This is a genomic window from Streptomyces sp. SID9727, assembly GCF_010550605.1.
GTDB lineage: Bacteria > Actinomycetota > Actinomycetes > Streptomycetales > Streptomycetaceae > Streptomyces.
Genome location: NZ_JAAGNI010000130.1, coordinates 1 through 20,417 on the forward strand (window position 1 = coordinate 1; position 20,417 = coordinate 20,417).

Consider the following 20,417-nt stretch of genomic DNA (forward strand, 5'->3'; position numbering starts at 1 on the left):
TGAGCTCTTTCCAAGCTGGTGACGATGACCGCGAGTTGGACGGGTCTGCACAACGACGAAGCCCCTGGTAGACGGGTTCTCGACCAAGATCACCCGTGTCTGCCAGGAGCTTCATGTGCTTGTCTACCCGTCGGCGATTGATCTGTCCAGCCGCACCCTGCGGTTCCTGACCGGACGGCTGGAGGCCAGGCGGCGGGAGATCGGGACGCGTTGGCGACGCCTTCCCGCCTCGCGACAGGCCCTGCTCGCCCTGGCCCACCTGCGATGCGGTGACACCTACGCCCAGCTTGCCGCCGGGTTCGGCGTCGGGATCGCGACCGTCTACCGCTACATACGCGAAGTCGTCGAGGCCCTGGCCGGCCTTGCCCCGTCCCTGGACGAGGCGATGCGGACGATCCGGGAGAAGGCGTTCGTCATCCTCGACGGCACCCTCCTGCCGATCGACCGCATCGCCGCCGACACCCCGTACTACTCCGGGAAGCACAAGCGCCACGGCATGAACGTGCAGGTCCTCACCGATCCGTTCGGACGGCTGCTCTGGGCCTCACCGGCGCTGCCCGGCTCGACCCACGACCTGACCGCCGCGCGACATCACGGGATCATCGAAGCCCTCACCGAAGCAGGACTCAGGTGCTGGGCGGACAAGGCGTACCAAGGCGCCGGCGGACCCGTCCGGGTCCCGTTCCGGGGCCGCCGCCTCAAGAGATGGAAGCGCCGCCACAACACCACCCACGCCAAGATCCGCTGCCTCGGCGAGCAGGCCATGGCCACCCTCAAGGGCTGGCGCCTCCTGCGGAAGCTGCGCTGCAGCACCAACCGCATCACAGCGATCGTCCAAGCCGTCCTCGTCCTTCACCACGCGTCAGCGTGAGGTTGGAAAAGGCTCAGTGGGTCGGCATCTCCACCGACGAGTTCCACCGCGCCAAGGACGCGGACGTGAAGTACATGCGCAACCGGCACCCGCTCATCGACATGGGCTGGTCGCGCACCGACTGCATCCGCTACCTGTCCCAACTGGGCCTCGCCGACACTCCCAAGAGCAGTTGCCTGGGGTGCCCGTTCCACGGCAACGCGCAGTGGCGCCACATCCGCGACACCTCGCCCGAGGAATGGGCTGACGTTGTCGAGTTCGATGCCGCCATCCGGCAGGGAAACGCCCGTGCGAACGCCAGCGGCAACCGCCTGCTCGGCCAAGCCTTCCTGCACCGCTCACGCGTGCCCCTCGCTGACGCGCCTATCGACCACGTTACCGCCGCCGAATGGGCCGCTCTACAGCAGGAACTGGGCAGCGACGAGGACACCACCGAGCTGGAAGAGGGGGTCACGGACGGCTGCTCCCCGTGGGCCTGCCGCGGCGACGCGGACCTGAACCGGGATGACTTCGGGCTGGCCACATGATCGTGCTCGACCTGTTCGCCGGGCCCGGCGGCTGGAGTCACGCACTGGCCATCCTCGGTGTACGCGACATCGGCCTGGAATGGGACGCGTGGGCGTGCAAGACCCGGGCCGCAGCAGGCCAGTTGACCGTCCGCACTGACGTTGCGATGTATCCGGTGTGGCCCTTCCTCGGCAAGACGACCGGGCTCATCGCGAGCCCGCCCTGCCAGGCGTGGTCGATGGCCGGCAAACGCCTCGGGCTCCTCGACCAGCCCCTCGTCCACCAGGCCGTCGCCGACCTCGCCACCGGCCGCGACACCCGCGCACAACTCCTTACCTCCTGCCAGGACGAGCGCTCCCTGCTGGCCGCCGAACCCATGCGCTACCTCCACGCCCTCAACCAGCACGGCCAGCCCGAATGGATCGCCATGGAGGAGGTCCCCGACGTACTGCCGCTGTGGCGCCAGTACGCCGCGATCCTGCGCAGCTGGGGTTTCTCGGTATGGACCGGCATCCTGAACGCGGCCGATTACGGGGTGCCGCAGACCAGGCGGCGGGCGATCCTGCTCGCCTCGCGCACCCGCACCGCCGAGCCGCCACCGCCCACCCACGCCAAGACCGCCGAGCCGGAGTCGTTGTTCGGGCCGGGCCGCGCGCAGTGGGTGTCCATGGCCGAAGCGCTCGGCTGGGGCGCCACCGACCGCCCCGTCCCGACCGTGTGCGCCGGCGGCGGGCCGGGAGGAGGCCCGGAACCGTTCCCTTCCGGCTCCCGCAAGGCGCTCAGCGATGCGCGCGACCGCGGAACGTGGAAGCCCCAGAGCGACGTGGTCCTGCAGTCCCGCCGTGAAGGAGCGGGGTGGACAGCGCGTCACGGGGCCAGAGAGGACCGGCCTGCTCATGCGCCCGCGCCGACGTTCACCGGGGAGGCGCACCGGTGGGCGTGGTCGTTGCGCAGCAACAACCAGGCCAACGCGACCGTCCGTTCCGTTCAGGAACCGGCCGGCACGCTCTTCTTCGGCCACCGCGCGAACGAGTGCGTCTGGATCGCCGAACCCGCGCCCAGCAACCCCACGGACCAGCAGCCGGTGCCCGAGTCCATTCGGATCACGGCGAACGAGGCTGGGGTCCTCCAGACCTTCCCTGCTGATTACCCCTGGGCCGGCAACAAGGGCCAGGTCTTCGGCCAGATCGGGAACGCAGTGCCGCCCCGGCTCGCCGCCCACCTCCTGGCCCCGCACCTGGGCAAGGCCCTGCATCCCGACGACTTCACCCTGGCCGCCTGATGGCCCAGAACCAGTCCGACCCGTACGAAGACGACATGGAGGACGTGCATGCGCCGCGCCCCGTGCACTACGCCGAGCAGTCCCTGCTCGGCGCGCTCCTCCTCGAACCCCACCGGCTCCACGACGTCGGCGACCTGGACGCAGGCCACTTCAGCAACCACGCCCACGGCGCCCTGTGGCAGGCGATGCGCGATCTTCCGCCGCCCGAGCCGGACGCGCACCGCTCCAGCCCCGCCTGGCTGAACGCCGTACTCAACGCGGCCCGCCCGCACGCTCCCGGGCTCACCGCCTCCTACCTCCACACCCTCATCCAGGTCTGTCCCTGGCCCAAGCACGCGCCGACGTACGGACGGATGGTCCAGGCCGACCACGCCCGCCGCACCGTGCTCACGCACGCCGAGCGCCTCGTCCAGACCGCCACGGACACCACCCTGCCCAACCCGGCGGCCATCACCCTGGCCCACGCCGACACGCTCGGCCAGTTCCTCGACACGCTCGCCGGGCAGTTCGCCTCACACCCCGGCTCGCTGCCCCGCACCGTCGTACGCGCTACCCGGGCGGAACACCACGGCGAGGAAGCCATCGACGAGGAACGGCTCCTCCTCGCCACGGCCACCGCGCACCCGGCAGACCTGACGGACATGCGCTGGCTGCAGCCTGACGACTTCACCCTGCCGCTGCACGCCGCGCTCTGGCAGTGCCTGACCGCCCTGGTCCACAACGGGGAGCCCGTGGACGCGGTCACCGTGCTCTGGGAAGCCCAGCACCGCGGGCTCCTCTCCGGCGGCCTCGATCCCCGCGACCTGATCGACCTGGTCTCCACGCCCGTCGGCTCGGCCGAATACTGGGGCGAGCGGGTGCTCCAGCGCGCCCTGCTGGCACGCGCAGTCGAGGTCGGCACGCGCATCGCCGCCTACGCCCAAGACCCGGCCAACACCCCGCACCAGCTGATCACGGGCAGCCGCCGCGCCTTGGCCGACCTCACCACCCTGCGTACCCGCTGGAAGCGCAGCACCACCCCTCCATCACCCCCTCGCGCGCCCCGCGGCCCGGCGGTCTCGCGCGCCGGCCCACCGCCGCGCACCACGGCTCCCACCGCCCGAGCACTCCGCTGACCCCACCCGCTCCGGCCGGTCCTGCGCCGGCCGGAGCCGTGAAACGAGACCAGATTGCCCACCCCCGCAGCAGACCTGCACCTCCGCCTCGACCTGCTCAACGGCCGCCCCAGCGCCGTCACCGCCACCATCACCGGCACCCCCACTCATACCGTGCGGGCCCTGCTCGCCCTTCACGGATTCGAGCCCCTCGACGACACGACGATGGTCATGGCCCGCATCGACCGCGAGGAGCCCTACTACGCCGATCAGGCCGCGCACGTCCTGCGCGCCGAGGGCGTCACCGTAGACATCACGCCCCGGCTCCGCGAAGAGATCGACACGGAATGGACCTGGGCCGACTACCCCATGCCCTGGTGCACCCGGGACGAGATCCGCGAGGTATCCAACGACGCCCAGAAGATCTACGACGACATACGCTCCGGCCGCCTGATCATCCACGCGCACGCCCACGACGGCTGGACCACCGTCGCCGTCGGCACCTTCCGCGACGGCCCAAGCGTCCACCTCCACGGCGAAAACCACCTCCGCGTCGAAGCCGGACAGTACGACGACCCCGCCACGGCCATCGCCGACTTCGAGCGCCTCTACAACGACGGCGTGCGCCCCGGCCCGGCACCCGCCACGGACACTGAACTCGAAGCCGAGCAGGCACGCACCCCGCCGGCTCCTGAACACGACGCCGAAGTCCAGCCGTCCACGAGCGCGGCCGACTCCGCCAGGACCGACGCAGACGGGATGGGCGACCACGAGACGCTCCTCACCGGCTTCGTCGAAGCGAACCGAACGTGGGAGAAGTGGCGCACCTGGTCAGACGAGACGACGCACGCCGTTCACGAATCCCTCGTGCTGCGCGCCGAGTTCGTCCACGAGGCCGAACCCGGCGATACGCAGTGGAAGATCGCCGCGTACGAAAGTCCGGTCGGCGAACGCCGGTGGCACGCCGCCGCAAGCACCACGACCCCCGTGCAGATCATGCGGGTACTGCTCGGCAGCCTTGCCTCCGCAGACGCTGCCAAGATCGCAGCCGGCAGTGAGATCGCGCATACCACCATCCAGGAGGCCACCCGTCCACTGGCCGACGCCGGTTGGGAACTCGCCGTCGACGGCCGATTCTTCCGCTGGCAGGCACCGAGCGATCACCTCAGCGGCCTCCAGTTCGACGCCCTCGCGGCGAACGCCCAGCAGTCCCACCTGCCAGCTTGGACCTTCTGGGGAGACGGGACGCCCGACAGTCCAGGGTGGACGCTGCACTTCTCCCCACACACAGCCGCCGCCGTGCTCCAGGACGTAGCCTTCGAAATGGCCGCCTGTTCCAACGGGCCGCGCTCCGTCACCGGTCCGCAGAGCCGCCTGCGTACCGCATCTCCCGTTGCACCCCTGCGGGCCCCTGCTCCAACCAGGACACGCTGAAGCCATCACAGGCATCCCCCTGGGGCCCGCCGCCGATTTCTCCGAATCCCGCCCGCATACCCACAACACCGGGCCATGCTGGATGGCGACGCCTCCGAGCCCGGACCCCGCTCGGGGCCTCGTCGCCCCTCACACCAGGCGCATCCGGGTGAACCACCCACCGTCCAGGACTGCCAGGTGATCATGCGCGTGCCGTTCTGACCTGCTCGTCGTTGTCCGAGCATGCAGCCCCAGACGCCCCCTGTTCACGCATCGCCCTCACCCGCCGTGCAGCGTGAGATCTCCACGAACGGCGACGGCAACGGAGCGCTGCGCGGCAGGACGAAAGCGTCCCGCCAGGGAGAAGGAACGTTTCAGCCATCGCACGCGCCCCACTGCTCGCCGCGCAATGAGGCATACGATCGATGAGCCCCCTGACCGTTCCGTCACCTCCTCGCCCAGCATCGGGACACCGGGCCAGGCTCCATCCCCTCGGTGCCGGCAGACCGCAACCAATGTCATGCCCAAAGGTTCACCCGAGGGTTATTCTTCGCGACGTGTCGGCAACGGAAGCTGATTTACCCCAACGGTCTTCTGCCGAAGTGAACGAAATGATCCGCACCTTGATGCAGCGCACCAGCGGCGTCCTGAACGGCCAGCGGCGACGCGAATACGAATCGCTGGTGGTGGAGTGGGCCCAAGCCGTCCGCCGCGAGCAACCTCCGCAGGAAGCAAGCCCTTGACCCGGAAGACAGCCCCCAGGGGGTCCACGCAGCACGAGACGGAGACCAGAGGCCGGACCGCCATCGGTGACGACACGGTTGCATTCGAGCCAACTGTGCGCATCCGGCCACCGCGTGCGCTCCCGTTGCTGAATGCTTGTCAGCAAGCGGCAAATGCTGGGGATTGACCGGGGATACAGCATGGCTGACAACGACCAGCGCGGCGAAGCGCTGAACCTGTACCGCAAGTATTTGAACCACGTGATGGAGTGCGCGGGCTGCGCGGGCCCACCGGCGATGTGCCCGATGGGCAGAGCGCTGAAGGCCACCTACCGCGATGCGACAGATCCCGAGTCGCCCGCCCGCAAGTGAGCTGCGACCGGCTCCGCCGTCACGGGGATACGGGATCGGCGGAGCCGGCGGCCACTGCGTACAGCAGCACCATCAGCATGCCCCGGGACCCGGCAGATCCACCCCTGACCGGGGACTCTTCTAGGGTCCACGAGATCGTCGCCTGCGCTCGCCCAGGGCATCGCTGGGGACCGTGGGGCAAGATGGCGTCTGAAGCACTCCAGACGGGAGTGCTCTTGGATGCCGAGCCGCTCCCCTTGGAGTGGACTCGGATGATGTGAAGGAATGCAGCATGGCCAGCGGCACCGTGAAGTGGTTCAACAGCGAAAAGGGCTTCGGCTTCATCGAGCAGGACGGCGGCGGCCCCGACGTCTTCGCCCACTACTCCAACATCTCCGGCGGCGGCTTCCGCGAGCTCCAAGAGGGCGAGAAGGTCACCTTCGACGTCACCCAGGGCCAGAAGGGCCCCCAGGCCGAGAACATCGTCCGCGGCTGAACCACTCCGCCACCAGCATGGGGGCACCCGCCACGACCGGCGGGTGCCCCCATGCTGCGTCTCGCAGTGTTCAAACCGAGGCCAATGAGCCTACCGGCGCCGAGCCCGTCAGCGAGAATCGGCTCATGCCCCTCCCACAGGCTGACGAGAGCACTTACCGCAAGGTCACCGTCGAATTCGGCCGCGAAACCTTCGCCCGCGAAGACCCGGCGTCCCGGCGCACCCCGATTCCCGACGCCTGGCTCGATTCCCCTCCCGGGGCCGATCTCCGCGAAGCCGCCCTCATGCGCGAGGCAGACCGCTACACCGACGGACTGCTGCACAGAGCCTCCCTGGCAGTGCTAGTCCCGGGGGATCAATTCTCGCTCTGGGTATTCCTGCACAGCGCGGACGGCCAGCCTTTCGTCATGGACCGACACGGGGTGACCGGAAGGAGCGTCGGCAACCAACCCCTGGGGCCCTTGGCAGACGTCCAGGTGTACGCAACAAACCCGCAAGGGACCTACGAGGGAAAATCGCACGGGCTGTGCATGCACCAGAAGTGGCTGAGCCCCGAGCACGACCTTCTCACTCTCCGCGACTTCGCCCCGCTCTACCTGGAAGACCCGGGACACGGCGACTGGAGCGGTTCAGGCTGGTGCAGCAAGTGCGCCGGCTACGCGATCCGAAGGCTCAACAGCGAACAGTTCGCCCACTACTGGACGAGCGTGCAGGCTGCGCACGCCGCCTTGTCCGGCGGGTTTCGGTAGAACGGGGCGGCAATATAGCGGCGGATCCCCGGTTACCGAAACCGGGGATCCGCCGAATACTTGTAGCTCCACCGCCACTTCTGACCGCCCGAGGAAAGGCAGCACAGCGACGATCCCTACCGGCACCGCCGCACCGGGTGCAATCCCTACCCCTGAGCCGTCACGCCGAGGCGTAGCTCAGCCGGAACAAGTCCTGGGCGCGCTCCAAATCCCGCTCGGTACGCAGCTGAACCTCCAGGTCTCCCGTGCCGTGGTGGCCGAGCCCGCTCACGTCCCGGGTAAATCCGGACACCAAATCCACAGCCGTCGGATCGGCCTTCAGATAGACCAGCACCTTGGTCTGCTGGGGCGGGATGAGGCAGGCGAAGTTTCGCAGCCGCTGATAGGCGCGGTACTGCTTGCGCTGCACCCGGGTGACGCCGTCGCCCAGGCCGACAAGGACCTCGTCGACTGCCGCAGCCAGCTCAGCCATAGCGCTCCCCGGCCGCCGAACCGCCGGCGCCCTCGGCGCGCTGCGGCGTACCCGCTTGGCACCTGCCGAGTGCCCGGTAACCGACGCCACGGTCTCAAGACCAATGTGGTCGCTGCCGAAGTACCGGTATCGGACCAGGTCGATCGAGTGCCGGTGCTCGCGTACGGCGTGCGCGTCGTAGCGGGTGAAGTCGCCGGCCACGCAGATCAGCCGCGGTGCGCTCCACAGGATCTGGGACGCGGCCGTCACCCCGAGCCGGTCGCGGACCAGACTCCGGAAGGCGTCCTTGTGGCTCATCAGCCAGGCCATGTAGAAGAGGCCCTGGTTGATGACCCCGGCGTCCGTGCCGCGCTTGTACTCGACGATCACAGGCGCGCCGTTCTCATCCAACCCGAGCGAGTCGATCCGCCCGCTGTCGACACAGTCGAGCACGTACTCGCTCGCGAGGAACGTGACGCCCAGCATCGTCTGCATGTGCGCCTCGACGAGATCCTGCACGTCCGCCTCGACCGCAGCAAGACGCGGCGCGACCTCGGTCACGCCGCTAGTCGTCGTGTGGAACAGCTTCAAGCCCGACACCTTCCCCTCCTCGGTCAGGAGATCCACAACGCCGACAAGGTGCGGGATTGTTTCCACGAGGGGCTTCGGAGGCGTGAAGATAATGTGAGACCCTACGTACGGCCCGATCAGGGAGCGCTCGCGTCCCCCGATCACCGGGAATCAGCGATTCCCCCATGTGTCCCCCGCGCCCTGGGGGACAGCGCCCGGAAGCTGCGTTTACGCAGGTCAGCCCCCGTAGCTCAGTGGATAGAGCACGTGCCTTCTAAGCGCTTGGCCGCAGGTTCGAGTCCTGCCGGGGGCGCACGTTTGTACAGGTCAGAGGCGGCTTCAAGCCCTCCGCGAGATCACTTGCGGAGGGCTTTTTCGTTGCCTGAGGGCACACTTTGCCCCATTTCGAGGAACATTCCACGGTCTGCCTCTAGCCGCGAGAGAGTAATACCTGGTCAGAGCCATTCTGATGACCCACCGGGCACGAACAGAGCGAGCGCCAAAGCGGCACCCGCCCTGTTCGTGACTGCTGACTCAAGCTGCTCCGCCTCGGCGCAACCACCCGACGTGGCACCGCCACCGGGCCCCACAGATCGCGGAGCCAGCGGCTGCGTATCGGCCGCTGCCCCGGAGAACCGCTTCGCCCCAGGGCCCCGACTGAGACGAGCCCCACCCCTCGTCGCCCCCCCTTCGGGCTCCGTAGTCAGCCCCGCCGCGTCCGTGAGGTCCGGGTCCGGACCGGCAGGCATATCTCACCATCAGAGCCGGCACCAGCAGCTTGGAAATCTCCGCACATGTCGACAGTCAAGGCAGCATCGGCATTAAATTAATAAGAGGGTGATCTTCTGTCTTGATCTCACGGCCGCAGCGATCACCCTCCGCCACGACCGCGGGCCCGGATTCCTGGTCCACGACAGCCAGAAGCCCACAGCAGCGACGGAGCTGCAGGCCAGGGCAAGGAATCACATCAGCGCCAGGTTGACTCTGTGACACAATTATCATGTCATTGAGTCATGCTGTACGTAACGCCCTCCCTGAACGCCGACGACCGCCGAGCCCTCGACGAGATCGAGAGCATGCGCGGCTCCCTGCGCCACATGCTCCGCGCCACCCCTCGCTGGACCCGTCAGCTGCGCCGCAATCTCACCGCCCGCGCCATCGCCGGATCGAACACCATCGAGGGGTACGCGGCGACGGTCGACGACGTGGAAGCCCTCATGTCCGGCGAGGAACCCCTGGAGACCGGGGAGAAGACCCGTGCCGAGCTGGAGGGCTACCAGCGCGGCATGACCTACATCCAGGCCCTCGCCGACGCCGGAGACGACTTCCGGTACGACGCCGGCCTGCTCAACGGCCTGCACTTCATGCTGCAGGGCCACCACCTCGACAAACGCCCCGGCCGCTGGCGCGACGGGCCCGTTTATGTCACCAGCCCCGACGACCCTCTCGTCCCGGCCTACACCGCCCCGGGCCAGGCGGACGTCCCCGTTCTGATGGCGGAGTTCATCGACTGGCTCAACGAGGGCGACCTCGACGCCCCCGTCCACGTCCGCGCCTCCATGGCCCACCTCAACCTCGTCAAGATCCACCCGTGGAAGGACGGCAACGGACGTATGTCCCGCGCTCTGTCCACGCTCGTGTTCTCCCGCGAGGCTCTGATGCCCCCCGAGTTCTCCTCCATCGAGGAATGGCTCGGCCGGGGACAGAACACCTACGCCTACTACCAGATCCTGGAGGAGGTGGGCGGACCGCACTGGAGCCCGGAGCGGGATACTCGCCCCTGGATCCGGTTCTGCCTGACCGCCCACCATCGCCAGGCCCAGCAGGCCCAGCGCCGCTTCGATGTCATGTCGCGGGCCTGGACCCGTCTGGTCGAAAGTGTCGAGGCCGCAGGCATGGACGAGCGGGTGGTCTATGCCCTGCTGCCTGCCTTCTCGGACGCGAAGGTGCGCCGCACCGTCTACCAGCAGGACGCCGACCTCAGCGACCAGCAAGCCATCCGCGACATCCGGGAGCTCGTGGCCCGCGGCTGGCTCGTCCCCCATGGAAAGGCACGCGCCCGCTACTACGCCCCCGGACCCCTCATGGACCCGGTCCGGGACGAGGTCCGCCCGTCCATGGAGCCGTACATGGACCCCTACCGACGGGGTCGGTGACCCTCACAGTGGCCACGTGTGTCGGCGATCCTTCTAAGCGCTTGGCCGCAGGTTCGAGTCCTGCCGGGGGCGCACAGACCGCACCGCTGGGAGGCCCTCCACCGGGAGGGCCTCTTCGCTGGTCGGCGGCACACTACCGAGCGAGGCGTAGCGGCGACGTAAGCACCGGACCGGGCCCGTGTGGCCGGGAGGACGGTCCGGCGGCCGCCCGGCTGCCACCAGGTTCCTGCGGGTGGCTACGGAGAGTCCACGGAGACGTTCTCCGCGCTCGTCATCGGCCGGCGTCGGGCAGCTCGGGCGTGGAGATCGCGGCGTGTGCCGATCGCCACGCCCGGCGAATCACGGAGCCCGCGAGCAGCTCTCCACCCTCACCCTGGAACAGCGGATCTCCCGCTTCATCCGTTCCGCCTTGATGGGCTCGCGCTCCTCCGGGCGAGGCGCGATGTGCGCTGCACGCAGCGCCTCGTCCACTGTGGCCGGGTCCTCCCAGGCCGCTACCGACAGCGCGTTCCATTCCACCCGCCGGCGAGCCGACGAGTTCGGAACCATGCGAAAACCATTGGTGCCCGGCTTGCTCCCGCTGATGGACTGACGCCCTACCGTGAGTCTGCCGCGTGACGGAGGTAGTGGTCATGCCAGGTTATGACGTGCTTGCCGAGGTGTACGAATACCTCATCTCGGATGCAAAGTTACCTCCAGCCGCATTCGTTGCGTCGTTCGACGACGTCCTCGATCTCCTGCCGTCGAACGCTCACGTCCTCGATTGTTCGTGCGGAACGGGACAGCTGGCGGTTGGCCTCGCCGGTCGTGGCATGCGGGTCGTCGCAACTGACGCGAGCGAGGCGATGGTTCGTCGGACTGCGGAGTTGTCCGACGAGTTCGGGGCATCCGTCCAGGCCGTACGGGCGAACTGGGAGGAGCTGCCCGAACATTTCCAGGACGACACGTTCGACATGGTGTTCTGCGTCGGCAACTCGCTTCACCATGCCGCGGGCGCGACAGGCAGGGGTGCTGCTCTGGAGTCGATGTCACGGCTTCTGCGCCCCGGCGGGCGCTTGGTACTCACCTCCCGCACTTGGGAACTCGTGAGGGCCAGAGGTTCCCGGCTGGAGATCAGTGACCGACTCGTCCGCCGGAACGGTCGCGATGCCGTCGTGGTCTACCGCTGGGAGATCGCGCCGCACTGGGAGGAGGAGCACCACATCGAGATCGCGATCGCGCAGGTTGACGCGACCGGGTTGGTTCTCGTCCGCTCGGAACTGCTGTCCTGCTGGCCCTACCGGTACGAGGAACTCGAAGTCGGCCTGCAGCGGGCCGGACTCCGGACGGAAGCGAGCACGTTCGATCTGGAGGCCGAGAACTACATGGTGGTCGCGAGCAAGGTGTGAACACCGGGCTCTCAGTCCCCGGCCGGACCGCGCGGTGGCTCGCAGGGCACTCGCGCCCTCTCATCGGTGCGGGTTCACGTGGTCAACGCCTCGGCCGAGGAGTGCTCGTCGATCAGACGGCGGTCCACCGAGAGCCGGTCCGACGGAATGCGGCGGGATGCGTTGACGGTGGAGGCCACGGAGACACCGCGGGACGTGCGCACAGCGTCGGATGGTGACCCGGTTGTGCCGCCGGGCCCCCGGGGGAGCCGGACCGCTCCCCCGGCGCCTCCCGTCAGTCCATCTCCCCCTCCCCCGTGTCACCCCCGCCGTCCCCGGCGCCGCCCTTCAGCCGGTCCGCGCGGGTGATCGCGTCGGCCAGCTTCGTCACCGAGGCGTCCTCGGTCGTCGTGGCCAGCTTCTCGGCCCGGTCGGCGAGTTCGCCGAGGCCCGGGGCGCCGGGCAGGCCGGTGCCGCGCAGGTTCTCCGCGAAGTAGGCGGCCACCGCCGTCACTTGGAGGCGGGTGCTCCGGCCGTCCCAGAGCTTGCCGGTGATCGCCCCGGTCGTCACCGAACCGGTCTTCTCGTGCGGCTCGCGGGTCTTCGGGTCGAGCCAGCGCACGGTCGCGGTGGCGACATGGCCGGAGGCTCCGTCGCGCAGGCGCACCGCGTACAGGGCGGTGACGGTGTGGCCGGGGCCGACCTCGCCGCCGTCCACGGTGTCGTCGCGGAAGTCGTCGTCGGCGACCTCGCGGTCCTCGTAGCCGATCAGCTTGAACCTCTCGACGGTCTTCCGGTCGAAGGCGACCTGCGCCTTGGCATCCCGGGCGGTCAGTTCGATGTGGGCGGGGAGCTGGTCGACGAAGACCTTGCGGGCCTGCTCCTCGTCGGCGATGTACGTGGTGTGGCCGTCGCCCTTGTTGGTCAGCTGCTCCATGAACGCGTCGCCGTAGTCGCTGCCGACGCCCACCCCGAACAGGGTGATGCCGTACGCGCGGCGGGCCGAGTCGATCCGTTCGAGGATGTCGTCCGCCTCGGTGTCGCCGGTGTTGGCCAGCGCGTCGGAGAGCAGGACGACACGGTTGCTGACGCCCTTGCGGCGGCCCTCCACCGCTTCCTCGTACCCGCGCTCGATGCCCGCCCCGACATTGGTGGAGGCGGCGGGCTCCAGCGAGTCCACCGCGTCGCGGATCCTGCTCCGGTGGCCGCCCAGCCGGGTCATGGGCAGCACGGTCTCCGCCTCGTCGCTGAAGGTCACCAGGCTGATCGAGTCGTCGTCGCGCAGCTCGTCCGTGAGGATGCCGAGCGAGGTCCTGACCAGGCCGAGCCGGTCCGGCGAGTTCATCGAGCCGGAGACGTCCACCACGAAGGTGAGGGCGGCCGGGGGGCGTTCTCCGGTGGTGGGAGCGGCCTTGGTGGCCAGGCCGACCCGGACCAGCGACCAGCCGTCCTCCTCGCCGGCGGCCCTGGCCCCGTCGACGGAGACCGAGAAGCCGTTGCCCTCCGGGCGGTGGTAGCCCTGGCGGAAGCTGTTGACGAACTCCTCCGGCCGCACGCTCTCCGGTCCGGGCAGCCGGCCGTCGGCGAGGGTGCGGCGGGCGTAGCCGTACGAGGCGGTGTCGACGTCCAGCGCGAAGGTGGAGAGGTAGTCGGGCGGGGCGGTCTCCTTGAGCCGGTCCGCACCCCCGTCGTCGTTCTTCGCCCCGTCCGTCCCGCCGCCCGTGTACGCCGGTGCGGGCGCCCCCGCGCGCCGCTGGTCGGACGTCGCCCTGCCGGTCCCGCCGTCCGTCCCCGAGCAGCCGGTGAGCAGGACGCCCGCCGCGAGCAGCAGGCCCACTCCGCGCCGGTACTTCCGTGTGCGGTGTTCCATCCCGTACCCCCTGTGTCGTCACGTCAGCACTGGTGAATGTGACGTGCGAACGGGCGGTCCGGACCGGACGAAAGGGTTGCGGAACGATGTCGATGCGGCAACGACGCGCGCGGAACCTGCGGAATGTCAAGGTCAGGACACGATGTCCTTACGGCTGAACCCACGGAACGCGAAAGCGAACAGGATCAGGGCATACGTCACCGATACGGCCGCGCCCTTCGCCATGCCGCCCCACTCGATGGCGGGCTGGAGCGCGTCCGCCCAGGCGAACTGCCAGTGGGCGGGCAGGAAGTCGCGCCAGGAGCCGAGCGCGGTCACGGCGTCGAGCACGTTGCCGACGATGGTCAGCCCGACCGCCCCGCCCACCGCGCCGAGCGGGGCGTCCGTCCTGGTCGACAGCCAGAACGCGAGCCCCGCGGTCACCAGTTGCGACACGAAGACGAACGCGACGACCAGCACGAGGCGCACCACCGCGTCCCCGGCCGGCAGCGCTCCCCCGGTCGGCAGCTGGAGCGGCCCCCAGCCGTACGCCGCCGCCCCCGCCGCGAGCGCGACGAGCGGCAGGAGCACCATCGCGGCGAGGCTGAAGCCCAGCGCGACGACGAGCTTGCTCCACAGCAGCCTGGCCCGGGGCACGGGCGCGGCCAGCAGGTAGCGCAGCGAGGACCAGCTCGCCTCGGAGGCCACGGTGTCGCCGCAGAACAGCGCGACCGGGACGACGAGCAGGAAGCCCGCCGAGACGAACAGGCAGGTCGCGGCGAAGTTCGCGGCGGACGCGGTCGCCGTGTCCATCAGCGTGATCCGGCCGGCGCCGTCGGGCCCGCCGTCCGGGGTGCCGCCGATCGCGAACGCGGTGATCAGGACGAACGGCAGCGCGGCCAGCACCCCGCCCATGAGCAGGGTCCGGCGCCGGCGCAGCTGGCGGACCGCCTCGACGCGCAGCGGGAGGGTGTGGCGGGCCCGGTAGCCGGGCGCCTCGGGCGCCTCGGCGAGGCCGGCGGCGGTGCTCATGCGGAGCCTCCGGAGATCAGGGTGAGGAAGGCGTCCTCCAGGCGGCGGTGCGGGCCGACGCCCGTCAACGGCACGTCGAGGCGGACCAGCTCCGCGATCAGCTCCGGCGAGGTCGCGCCGTCGAGCCGGACCAGGAGCCCGTGTCCGTCGTCGGTGCGGACGGCGGAGCCGATGCCCGGGAGGGCGGCGACCTTCTCCACGAGGGGTTCGGTGAGGGGGTCGGCGGCGGTGACCAGGAGCATGTCGCCGGAGCCGGTGATCTCGGCGACGGGGCCCGCCTGGACGAGCCTGCCCCGGTCCATGACGACCAGATGTGTGCAGGACTGCTCGACCTCGGACAGGAGGTGGCTGGAGACGATCACGGTGCGGCCGCCGGCCGCGTACCGGATCATCACGTCCCGCATCTCGCGGATCTGCGGCGGGTCCAGTCCGTTGGTCGGTTCGTCCAGGATCAGCAGGTCCGGCATGCCGAGCATGGCCTGGGCGATGGCGAGCCGCTGCCGCATGCCCTGCGAGTACGTGCGCACGGCGCGGGCCAGGGCGTCACCGAGTCCGGCGATCTCCAGGGCCTCCTCGATGCGGGCGTCCTCGTCGGGGCGTCCGGTGGCCTTCCAGTACAGCTCCAGGTTGGCGCGCCCGGACAGGTGCGGCAGGAAGCCCGCGCCCTCCACGAAGCAGCCGACCCGGGACAGCACGGGCGCACCGGGGCGGATGGCCCGCCCGAAGACGCGGATCTCGCCGTCGTCGGGGGTGATGAGCCCCATGAGCATGCGCAGGGTGGTGGTCTTCCCGGCGCCGTTGGGGCCCAGCAGGCCGAGCACCTGCCCCTTCTCGACGCGGAAGGAGAGGTCGCGCACGGCGTACCCGTGGGCCGACTTGGCGTATTTCTTGGACAGGCCGGTGATCTGGAGCGGTACGTCGGTGAGCGCGGGGTCGGGCGCGGGCGTCGCGGTACGGCGCCGGGCGGTGAGCAGCAGGACGGCCGCGATCACCAGGGCGGCGGCCGGCAGCCCCCAGGTCCACCAGGGCAGTGCGGCCGAGGCGGTTCTCAGACCGGGCGCGGTGGGAAGCGTGAGGGGCCCGTCGAGGGAGACGGTGTACGTGGCCGGCTCGGCCGGGGACGCGTAGCCGAGGTCGGTCGCGGCGAGGACGAGGCGGAGGCGGTGGCCCGCGTCGAGTTCGTGGTCGACGGCGGGCAGGGTCAGCTCGACCGGCTTGCCCTGCTGACCGGGCGTGATCCGGTACGGGGCGACAAGCTGGGCGGGCAGCACCTGCCTCCCGTCCGGCGACACGTCGTACACCTTGCCGAACAGGACCGCGTCCCCGTGGTCGGCCTTCACGGTCACCCGGACCGTGGGGGCGCCGGTGATGCGGCGGGCGGCGGGCAGCGGGGCGGAGTCGAAGCGGGCGTACTGGCCGGGGAAGTCGAGGGCGAGGCCGCCGACGCCGAGGCTGGAGAGCTGGGCGAGTGAGCCGCCGGCGCCGGGTACGGCGGAGATCGACGGCGGGTTGGCCCCGGCGGGGTTGCCGATCTTCTGGGTGCGCCCGTGCAGTCGGAAGGCCTCGGGGCCGCTGTGCAGACCCGGGTACGTGTCGCTGCTCGCGCCGCGGGTGAGGGCGGCGCCGTCGGTGGAGTCGATGCCGCCGGTCCGGGTGACGCGGAAGGCGGGTCCGGTGTCGGCGCCCTCTTCCCCCTTCAGGTAGCGGTCGAACCAGCCGGTGATCCTCTTCTGTACCCGGCCGGTCTCCATGTCACCCCCGTCGTGCCCGCCGGCCGTCCAGTCGACGGAGACGGGGGCGCCGTTGGCGGCGATGGCCTTGGCCATGGCGTCGGCCTGGCCGAGCGGGAACAGGGAGTCGGTCTGGCCCTGCACGATGAGCGCGGGGGCCTTGATGCGGCCGGCGACGGCGCTCGGGGAGCGCTCGGTGAGCAGGGCGCGCGCGGCGGCGTCCGGCTTGCCGCTGACGGCGACCCGTTCGTACAGGTCGCACAGCTCCTTCTCGAAGTTGCCGCAGCCGCCGCCGGAGTTGACGAAGACCCCGGCCCAGAGTTTCTTGAACACCCCGTCCGGGAAGAGCGCGTCGGCGAGGTTCCAGTAGGTGATCTGCGGGGCGATCGCGTCGACCCGGTGGTCGTACCCGGCGGCGAGCAGCGAGACCGCGCCGCCGTAGGACGCGCCGGTGACGCCCACGCGGGGGTCGCCCTCGGCGTCGAGCCGTACCTCGGGGCGGCCGGCGAGCCAGTCGATCAGCCGGGACACGTCCTTGACCTCGCGGCCGGGCGCGTTCAGTCCGATCTCGCCGCCCGACTTCCCGAAGCCGCGCGCGGACCAGGTGAGGACGGCGTACCCGTCGCGGGCCAGCTGCTCGGCCTGCGCCCGGGTCTCCTCCTTGCTGCCGCCGAATCCGTGGCCGACGAGCACGGCGGGCCGGCGCCCGTCACCCCCCGCCGTGAAGTACGACGTGTCCAGGGAGACCCCGTCGACGCGCATCATCCGGTCCTGGCGGTGCACGGCCGGGCCGCTGTCGTCGGCCACCGCCGTCCAGGTGCCCGCGCCGGCGAGCACGAGGAGCGCGGCGCCGGCCGCCGCCCACCGGCCTCGGGTGCGGGGCAGCAGCCGCCGCCACCGGGACGTACGCGCTTCGGGGGAGTCCATGCGCCGAGCCTATGCGTCCCGCCGCCCGGTCCCGCCTGCCCCCGGGCGGAACTCCCGGGCATCCTCAAGGCGTACGGGAGCGGCCCTCGTACTCCGGACGCGGTATGCCCGAACCGCCGTTCGCGTCGCGCGACGCCCCCGCGCTCTGGAACGCTGCCGCCATGGAACAGCCGGAAGTACTGCTCATAGGCGGGCGCGCGGGCGTGGGGAAGACGACGGTGGCCTGGGAGGTGTCGGCGCGGTTGCGGGAGGCGGGGGCCGCGCACGCGGTGGTGGACGGCGACTTCATGGGCGCCGTGCATCCCGCGCCGGACGGAGACCCGCAGCGCTCCCTGATCACGGAACGCAACCTGACGGCGGTCTGGGCCAATTACGCGTCCCTCGGCCTGCGCCGCCTCGTCTACACGAACACGGTGAGCGTGCTGGCCGGTTCGGCGCCCATGTTCGAGCGCGCGATGGGGGCCGGGGTGCGGTGCGTACGGGTCCTGCTGACCGCCTCCGACGCGACGGCAGCGCAGCGGCTCACCGGCCGCGAGATCGGCTCCGGGCTGGCGCACGAGCTGAGGAGCAGCATGCGCAAGGCCCGGCTGCTCGACGAGCACGCCCCGGCGGACACCGTGCGGGTGGCGACGGACGGGCGCGCGGTGGTGGACATCGCGCGGGAGATCGTGGAGCTGACGGGGTGGACCTGAAGGGCCGTCGCGGCTCTAGACGGCTTCCCGAGCGGTGGGCAGTGGGGTGCCCTGGGGCAGCGGATACGGCGTCTCGGCGGGCAGCAGCGCGGTCGCGGCCTCCGTCCCGCCCGCGCGCACCATCGCGTGGATCTCCCGGGCGAGCGGGGTGACATCGCGGATCGAGACCGTCCACTCGTCCGCGTACCGCCGGGACGCCTCCCCCGCCAGGCCGAGCTGGAGCGAGCGGTACGGGAGCCGGTTCAGGTGCAGGTCGCGCTCGGGGTCCCACTGGACGCGGGCGGGGGCCAGGCGCAGGTCGCGCTGCCAGGTCGCGCGGTCCGGGTGCACGCCCCCTTCGTAGTGGGAGAGTTCGGCGTGGCCGAGCGCCCAGTCGAAGCCCTCGCGGGTGATCTCGACGGCGAGGACGGTCTCCTGGCCCTCCTTCGTCCCCCAGCCGCAGCGGTACATCATCCACAGGAAGCTCGGCTTGATCCACGTCATGCGGTCGCGTTTCCAGGCGGCCGGGAACCGCCCGTCCCGGGCGGCGGGCAGCCCGAGCGACGGGGTGTACGCCTGGTAGACGGTCACGGTGCCGGCGGTGTGGAGCGCGCGGATCTGGTGCTGTGGCGGGGTGGATACGGGCGTGGATGCGGTCATACGAGCATCACAGCACCGTGCGGCGCGGGACGACGAACGGTTTTCCCCCGGCCACGCGCTCGGAGCCGTGCCACCGCGCCCGAACGCCATGACATTCGTCATGCGGAGGTCAGTACACGCGGCTCTGCCGGGGAGGGGGGCCGCGTCGGCAGTCTGTACGTGTCGAGAGCGGGAGCCACGAAGGCGCCGCCGGAACGGGAGGAACCGACATGAGCAGCCCGGCCGCCACACTCACCGCCCCCGCCGTCGACGCCCCGGCCGGCGCCACTCCGCTCGCACCCCGCAAGGCCCTCGTGGACAGCCTGAAGCCGCTGCTGGTGGATGTCGCGATGCCGCTCGCCGCGTACTACGCGCTGAAGGCGGTGGGGTTGTCCACCTTCGCCGCGCTGGCCTGGAGCAGCGTCATTCCGGCGGTCCGCACCGTGTGGGGTGCGGTGCGCGAGCGTCGGCTCAACGGCCTCGCGGCGCTGATGGTGTCGGTCAACGTGGTGTCGCTGCTGCTGGGTCTGGTGGCCGGAGACCCGCGGCTGATGCTCCTCAAGGAGAGCGGGGCCGGCAGCATCGTCGGGCTGGCGTTCCTGGTGTCGGCGGTGCGCGGCCGGCCGATGCTGTCGGCGGGCCTGCGGCCGTGGCTGACCCGGGGCGAGGCCGCCAAGACGGCCGCCTGGGAACGGCTCTCCGCCGGTTCGCCCGCCTTCCGCCAGGCCGAGACCCGCTTCTCGGCGGTGTGGGGCGGGGCGCTGCTCGCCGAGTGCGCGGTGCGGGCGGTGGGGGCGTACACCGTGCCGGTCGAGACGATGGTGTGGGCGGGGACGGTGCTCATGATCGTCACGATGGTGCTGGCCTTCCTCGTCTCGGGCCGCTTCGGGGTCGTCCCCATGGAGCGCATGATCGCGGCTGAGGCCGCCGCCTCCTCGGACCGCTGACCGCTGACCGCCCGCCAGAACTCCGCAGGGCCACTCCGGGGGAGTGGCCCTGCGGTCATTCGCATACCCAAAACCGTTTGACCTCGCCATCTACCGTTCTCGTATGACTACTTCGCTGAGGCTTGCCGAGGTCACCGCCGGCACCATCGACGCCGCGATCGCGCTCAGGATCCGGCCCGACCAGGAGCATCTGGTGGAGCCGGTCGCGACGTCCCTCGCGGAGGCGTACGTGCATCAGGCAGTCGCCTGGCCCCGGCTCGTGCTCGACGGGGACCGGCTCGTCGGCTTCCTCATGGCGTTCCTGGACATCGACTTCGAGAACGACGACAAGGAGCACCACATCCGCTCCGGGCTGTGGCGCCTCAACATCGCGGCGGGCGAACAGGGGCGCGGCTACGGAAGGTTCGCGGTCGGGTGCGTGGCCGCGGAGATCCGCCGGCGCGGCGGCACGCGGATGTACGTCACCTGGCACCCGGGCGACGACGGCCCCGAGGGCTTCTACCTCGGGCTCGGCTTCCGGCCCACGGGCGAGACGAGCGGGGGCCAGACGGTCGGGGTGCTGGAGCTGGGCTGAGTGCGGGCCGGAGCCGGCG

20 protein-coding genes and 1 tRNA gene are annotated in these 20,417 nt (G+C 70.5%); 15 read left to right on the forward strand and 6 right to left on the reverse strand.

The window, feature by feature from the left end; translation table 11 throughout:
• Nucleotides 1-115 precede the first annotated feature (115 nt).
• The 9 genes from G3I41_RS08015 (at nt 116) to G3I41_RS08055 (ending at nt 7,485) form a co-directional block, all read left to right on the forward strand.
• Nucleotides 116-871, forward strand: a complete 756-nt coding sequence (locus G3I41_RS08015) for a transposase family protein (protein WP_164399605.1) — start codon at nt 116-118, stop codon at nt 869-871.
• Entirely contained in the window at nt 868-1,398 is a 531-nt protein-coding gene (locus tag G3I41_RS08020) for a hypothetical protein (RefSeq protein WP_343242087.1), read from the forward strand. Before G3I41_RS08015 ends, G3I41_RS08020 begins: the two co-directional genes overlap by 4 nt.
• Entirely contained in the window at nt 1,395-2,660 is a 1,266-nt protein-coding gene (locus G3I41_RS08025) for a DNA cytosine methyltransferase (RefSeq protein WP_164399606.1), read from the forward strand. The genes G3I41_RS08020 and G3I41_RS08025 overlap by 4 nt, the downstream gene beginning before the upstream one ends.
• Nucleotides 2,660-3,775: a DnaB-like helicase N-terminal domain-containing protein gene (locus G3I41_RS08030; protein ID WP_164399607.1), complete on the forward strand. Its 1,116-nt coding sequence runs from the start codon at nt 2,660-2,662 to the stop codon at nt 3,773-3,775. The genes G3I41_RS08025 and G3I41_RS08030 overlap by 1 nt, the downstream gene beginning before the upstream one ends.
• A 54-nt stretch (nt 3,776-3,829) precedes the next feature.
• Complete coding sequence (locus G3I41_RS08035; RefSeq protein ID WP_164399608.1) at nt 3,830-5,188, forward strand: DUF317 domain-containing protein; 1,359 nt, start codon at nt 3,830-3,832, stop codon at nt 5,186-5,188.
• Nucleotides 5,189-5,724: 536 nt separating this feature from the next.
• Nucleotides 5,725-5,910 (forward strand): hypothetical protein, encoded by a 186-nt coding sequence (locus tag G3I41_RS08040; protein ID WP_164399604.1) that lies wholly within the window; start codon nt 5,725-5,727, stop codon nt 5,908-5,910.
• Nucleotides 5,911-6,090: 180 nt separating this feature from the next.
• Entirely contained in the window at nt 6,091-6,261 is a 171-nt protein-coding gene (locus G3I41_RS08045; protein ID WP_164399609.1) for a hypothetical protein, read from the forward strand.
• 271 nt (nt 6,262-6,532) lie between these two features.
• The gene (locus G3I41_RS08050; protein ID WP_164399610.1) at nt 6,533-6,736 is read left to right on the forward strand and encodes a cold-shock protein; all 204 of its coding nucleotides are present in this window, start codon (nt 6,533-6,535) and stop codon (nt 6,734-6,736) included.
• Between the two features lie 125 nt (nt 6,737-6,861).
• Complete coding sequence (locus tag G3I41_RS08055; protein WP_164399611.1) at nt 6,862-7,485, forward strand: hypothetical protein; 624 nt, start codon at nt 6,862-6,864, stop codon at nt 7,483-7,485.
• Between the two features lie 160 nt (nt 7,486-7,645).
• Here the strand turns inward: G3I41_RS08055 and G3I41_RS08060 are convergent, their stop codons facing one another.
• Nucleotides 7,646-8,536, reverse strand: coding sequence for an endonuclease NucS domain-containing protein (locus G3I41_RS08060; protein WP_164399624.1), 891 nt, complete (start codon nt 8,534-8,536; stop codon nt 7,646-7,648).
• Nucleotides 8,537-8,746: 210 nt separating this feature from the next.
• Between G3I41_RS08060 and G3I41_RS08065 the strand changes: the two genes are divergently transcribed.
• From G3I41_RS08065 to G3I41_RS08075, 3 genes are all read left to right on the forward strand, one after another.
• Nucleotides 8,747-8,819 (forward strand) — tRNA-Arg (locus G3I41_RS08065).
• A gap of 700 nt (nt 8,820-9,519) precedes the next feature.
• Nucleotides 9,520-10,662, forward strand: a complete 1,143-nt coding sequence (locus tag G3I41_RS08070; protein WP_239081526.1) for a Fic family protein — start codon at nt 9,520-9,522, stop codon at nt 10,660-10,662.
• A 632-nt stretch (nt 10,663-11,294) separates the two neighbouring features.
• Nucleotides 11,295-12,050: a class I SAM-dependent methyltransferase gene (locus tag G3I41_RS08075; protein ID WP_164399626.1), complete on the forward strand. Its 756-nt coding sequence runs from the start codon at nt 11,295-11,297 to the stop codon at nt 12,048-12,050.
• Nucleotides 12,051-12,124: 74 nt separating this feature from the next.
• On the opposite strand, the gene G3I41_RS37365 is transcribed toward G3I41_RS08075, so the two are convergent.
• From G3I41_RS37365 to G3I41_RS08090, 4 genes are all read right to left on the reverse strand, one after another.
• A complete protein-coding gene (locus tag G3I41_RS37365) occupies nt 12,125-12,253 on the reverse strand; it encodes a hypothetical protein (protein WP_275408394.1) in 129 nt (42 codons plus the stop codon).
• A 71-nt stretch (nt 12,254-12,324) separates the two neighbouring features.
• Nucleotides 12,325-13,899 (reverse strand): von Willebrand factor type A domain-containing protein, encoded by a 1,575-nt coding sequence (locus G3I41_RS08080; RefSeq protein WP_164399612.1) that lies wholly within the window; start codon nt 13,897-13,899, stop codon nt 12,325-12,327.
• Between the two features lie 132 nt (nt 13,900-14,031).
• On the reverse strand, nt 14,032-14,910 hold the full coding sequence (locus G3I41_RS08085; protein ID WP_164399613.1) for an ABC transporter permease: 879 nt from the start codon (nt 14,908-14,910) through the stop codon (nt 14,032-14,034).
• The gene (locus G3I41_RS08090) at nt 14,907-17,567 is read right to left on the reverse strand and encodes an alpha/beta fold hydrolase (protein WP_203600498.1); all 2,661 of its coding nucleotides are present in this window, start codon (nt 17,565-17,567) and stop codon (nt 14,907-14,909) included. The genes G3I41_RS08085 and G3I41_RS08090 overlap by 4 nt, the downstream gene beginning before the upstream one ends.
• Before the next feature lie 161 nt (nt 17,568-17,728).
• Here G3I41_RS08090 and G3I41_RS08095 point away from each other — a divergent pair, with 161 nt between their 5' ends.
• A complete protein-coding gene (locus G3I41_RS08095) occupies nt 17,729-18,259 on the forward strand; it encodes a zeta toxin family protein (RefSeq protein ID WP_164399614.1) in 531 nt (176 codons plus the stop codon).
• A 15-nt stretch (nt 18,260-18,274) separates the two neighbouring features.
• Here the strand turns inward: G3I41_RS08095 and G3I41_RS08100 are convergent, their stop codons facing one another.
• Nucleotides 18,275-18,898: a DUF4291 domain-containing protein gene (locus G3I41_RS08100; protein ID WP_164399615.1), complete on the reverse strand. Its 624-nt coding sequence runs from the start codon at nt 18,896-18,898 to the stop codon at nt 18,275-18,277.
• 209 nt (nt 18,899-19,107) lie between these two features.
• Here G3I41_RS08100 and G3I41_RS08105 point away from each other — a divergent pair, with 209 nt between their 5' ends.
• Together G3I41_RS08105 and G3I41_RS08110 are read left to right on the forward strand one after the other, a co-directional pair.
• Nucleotides 19,108-19,824 (forward strand): VC0807 family protein, encoded by a 717-nt coding sequence (locus G3I41_RS08105; RefSeq protein WP_164399616.1) that lies wholly within the window; start codon nt 19,108-19,110, stop codon nt 19,822-19,824.
• Nucleotides 19,825-19,927: 103 nt separating this feature from the next.
• Entirely contained in the window at nt 19,928-20,398 is a 471-nt protein-coding gene (locus G3I41_RS08110) for a GNAT family N-acetyltransferase (RefSeq protein WP_164399617.1), read from the forward strand.
• The last annotated feature ends 19 nt before the right edge of the window (nt 20,399-20,417 follow it).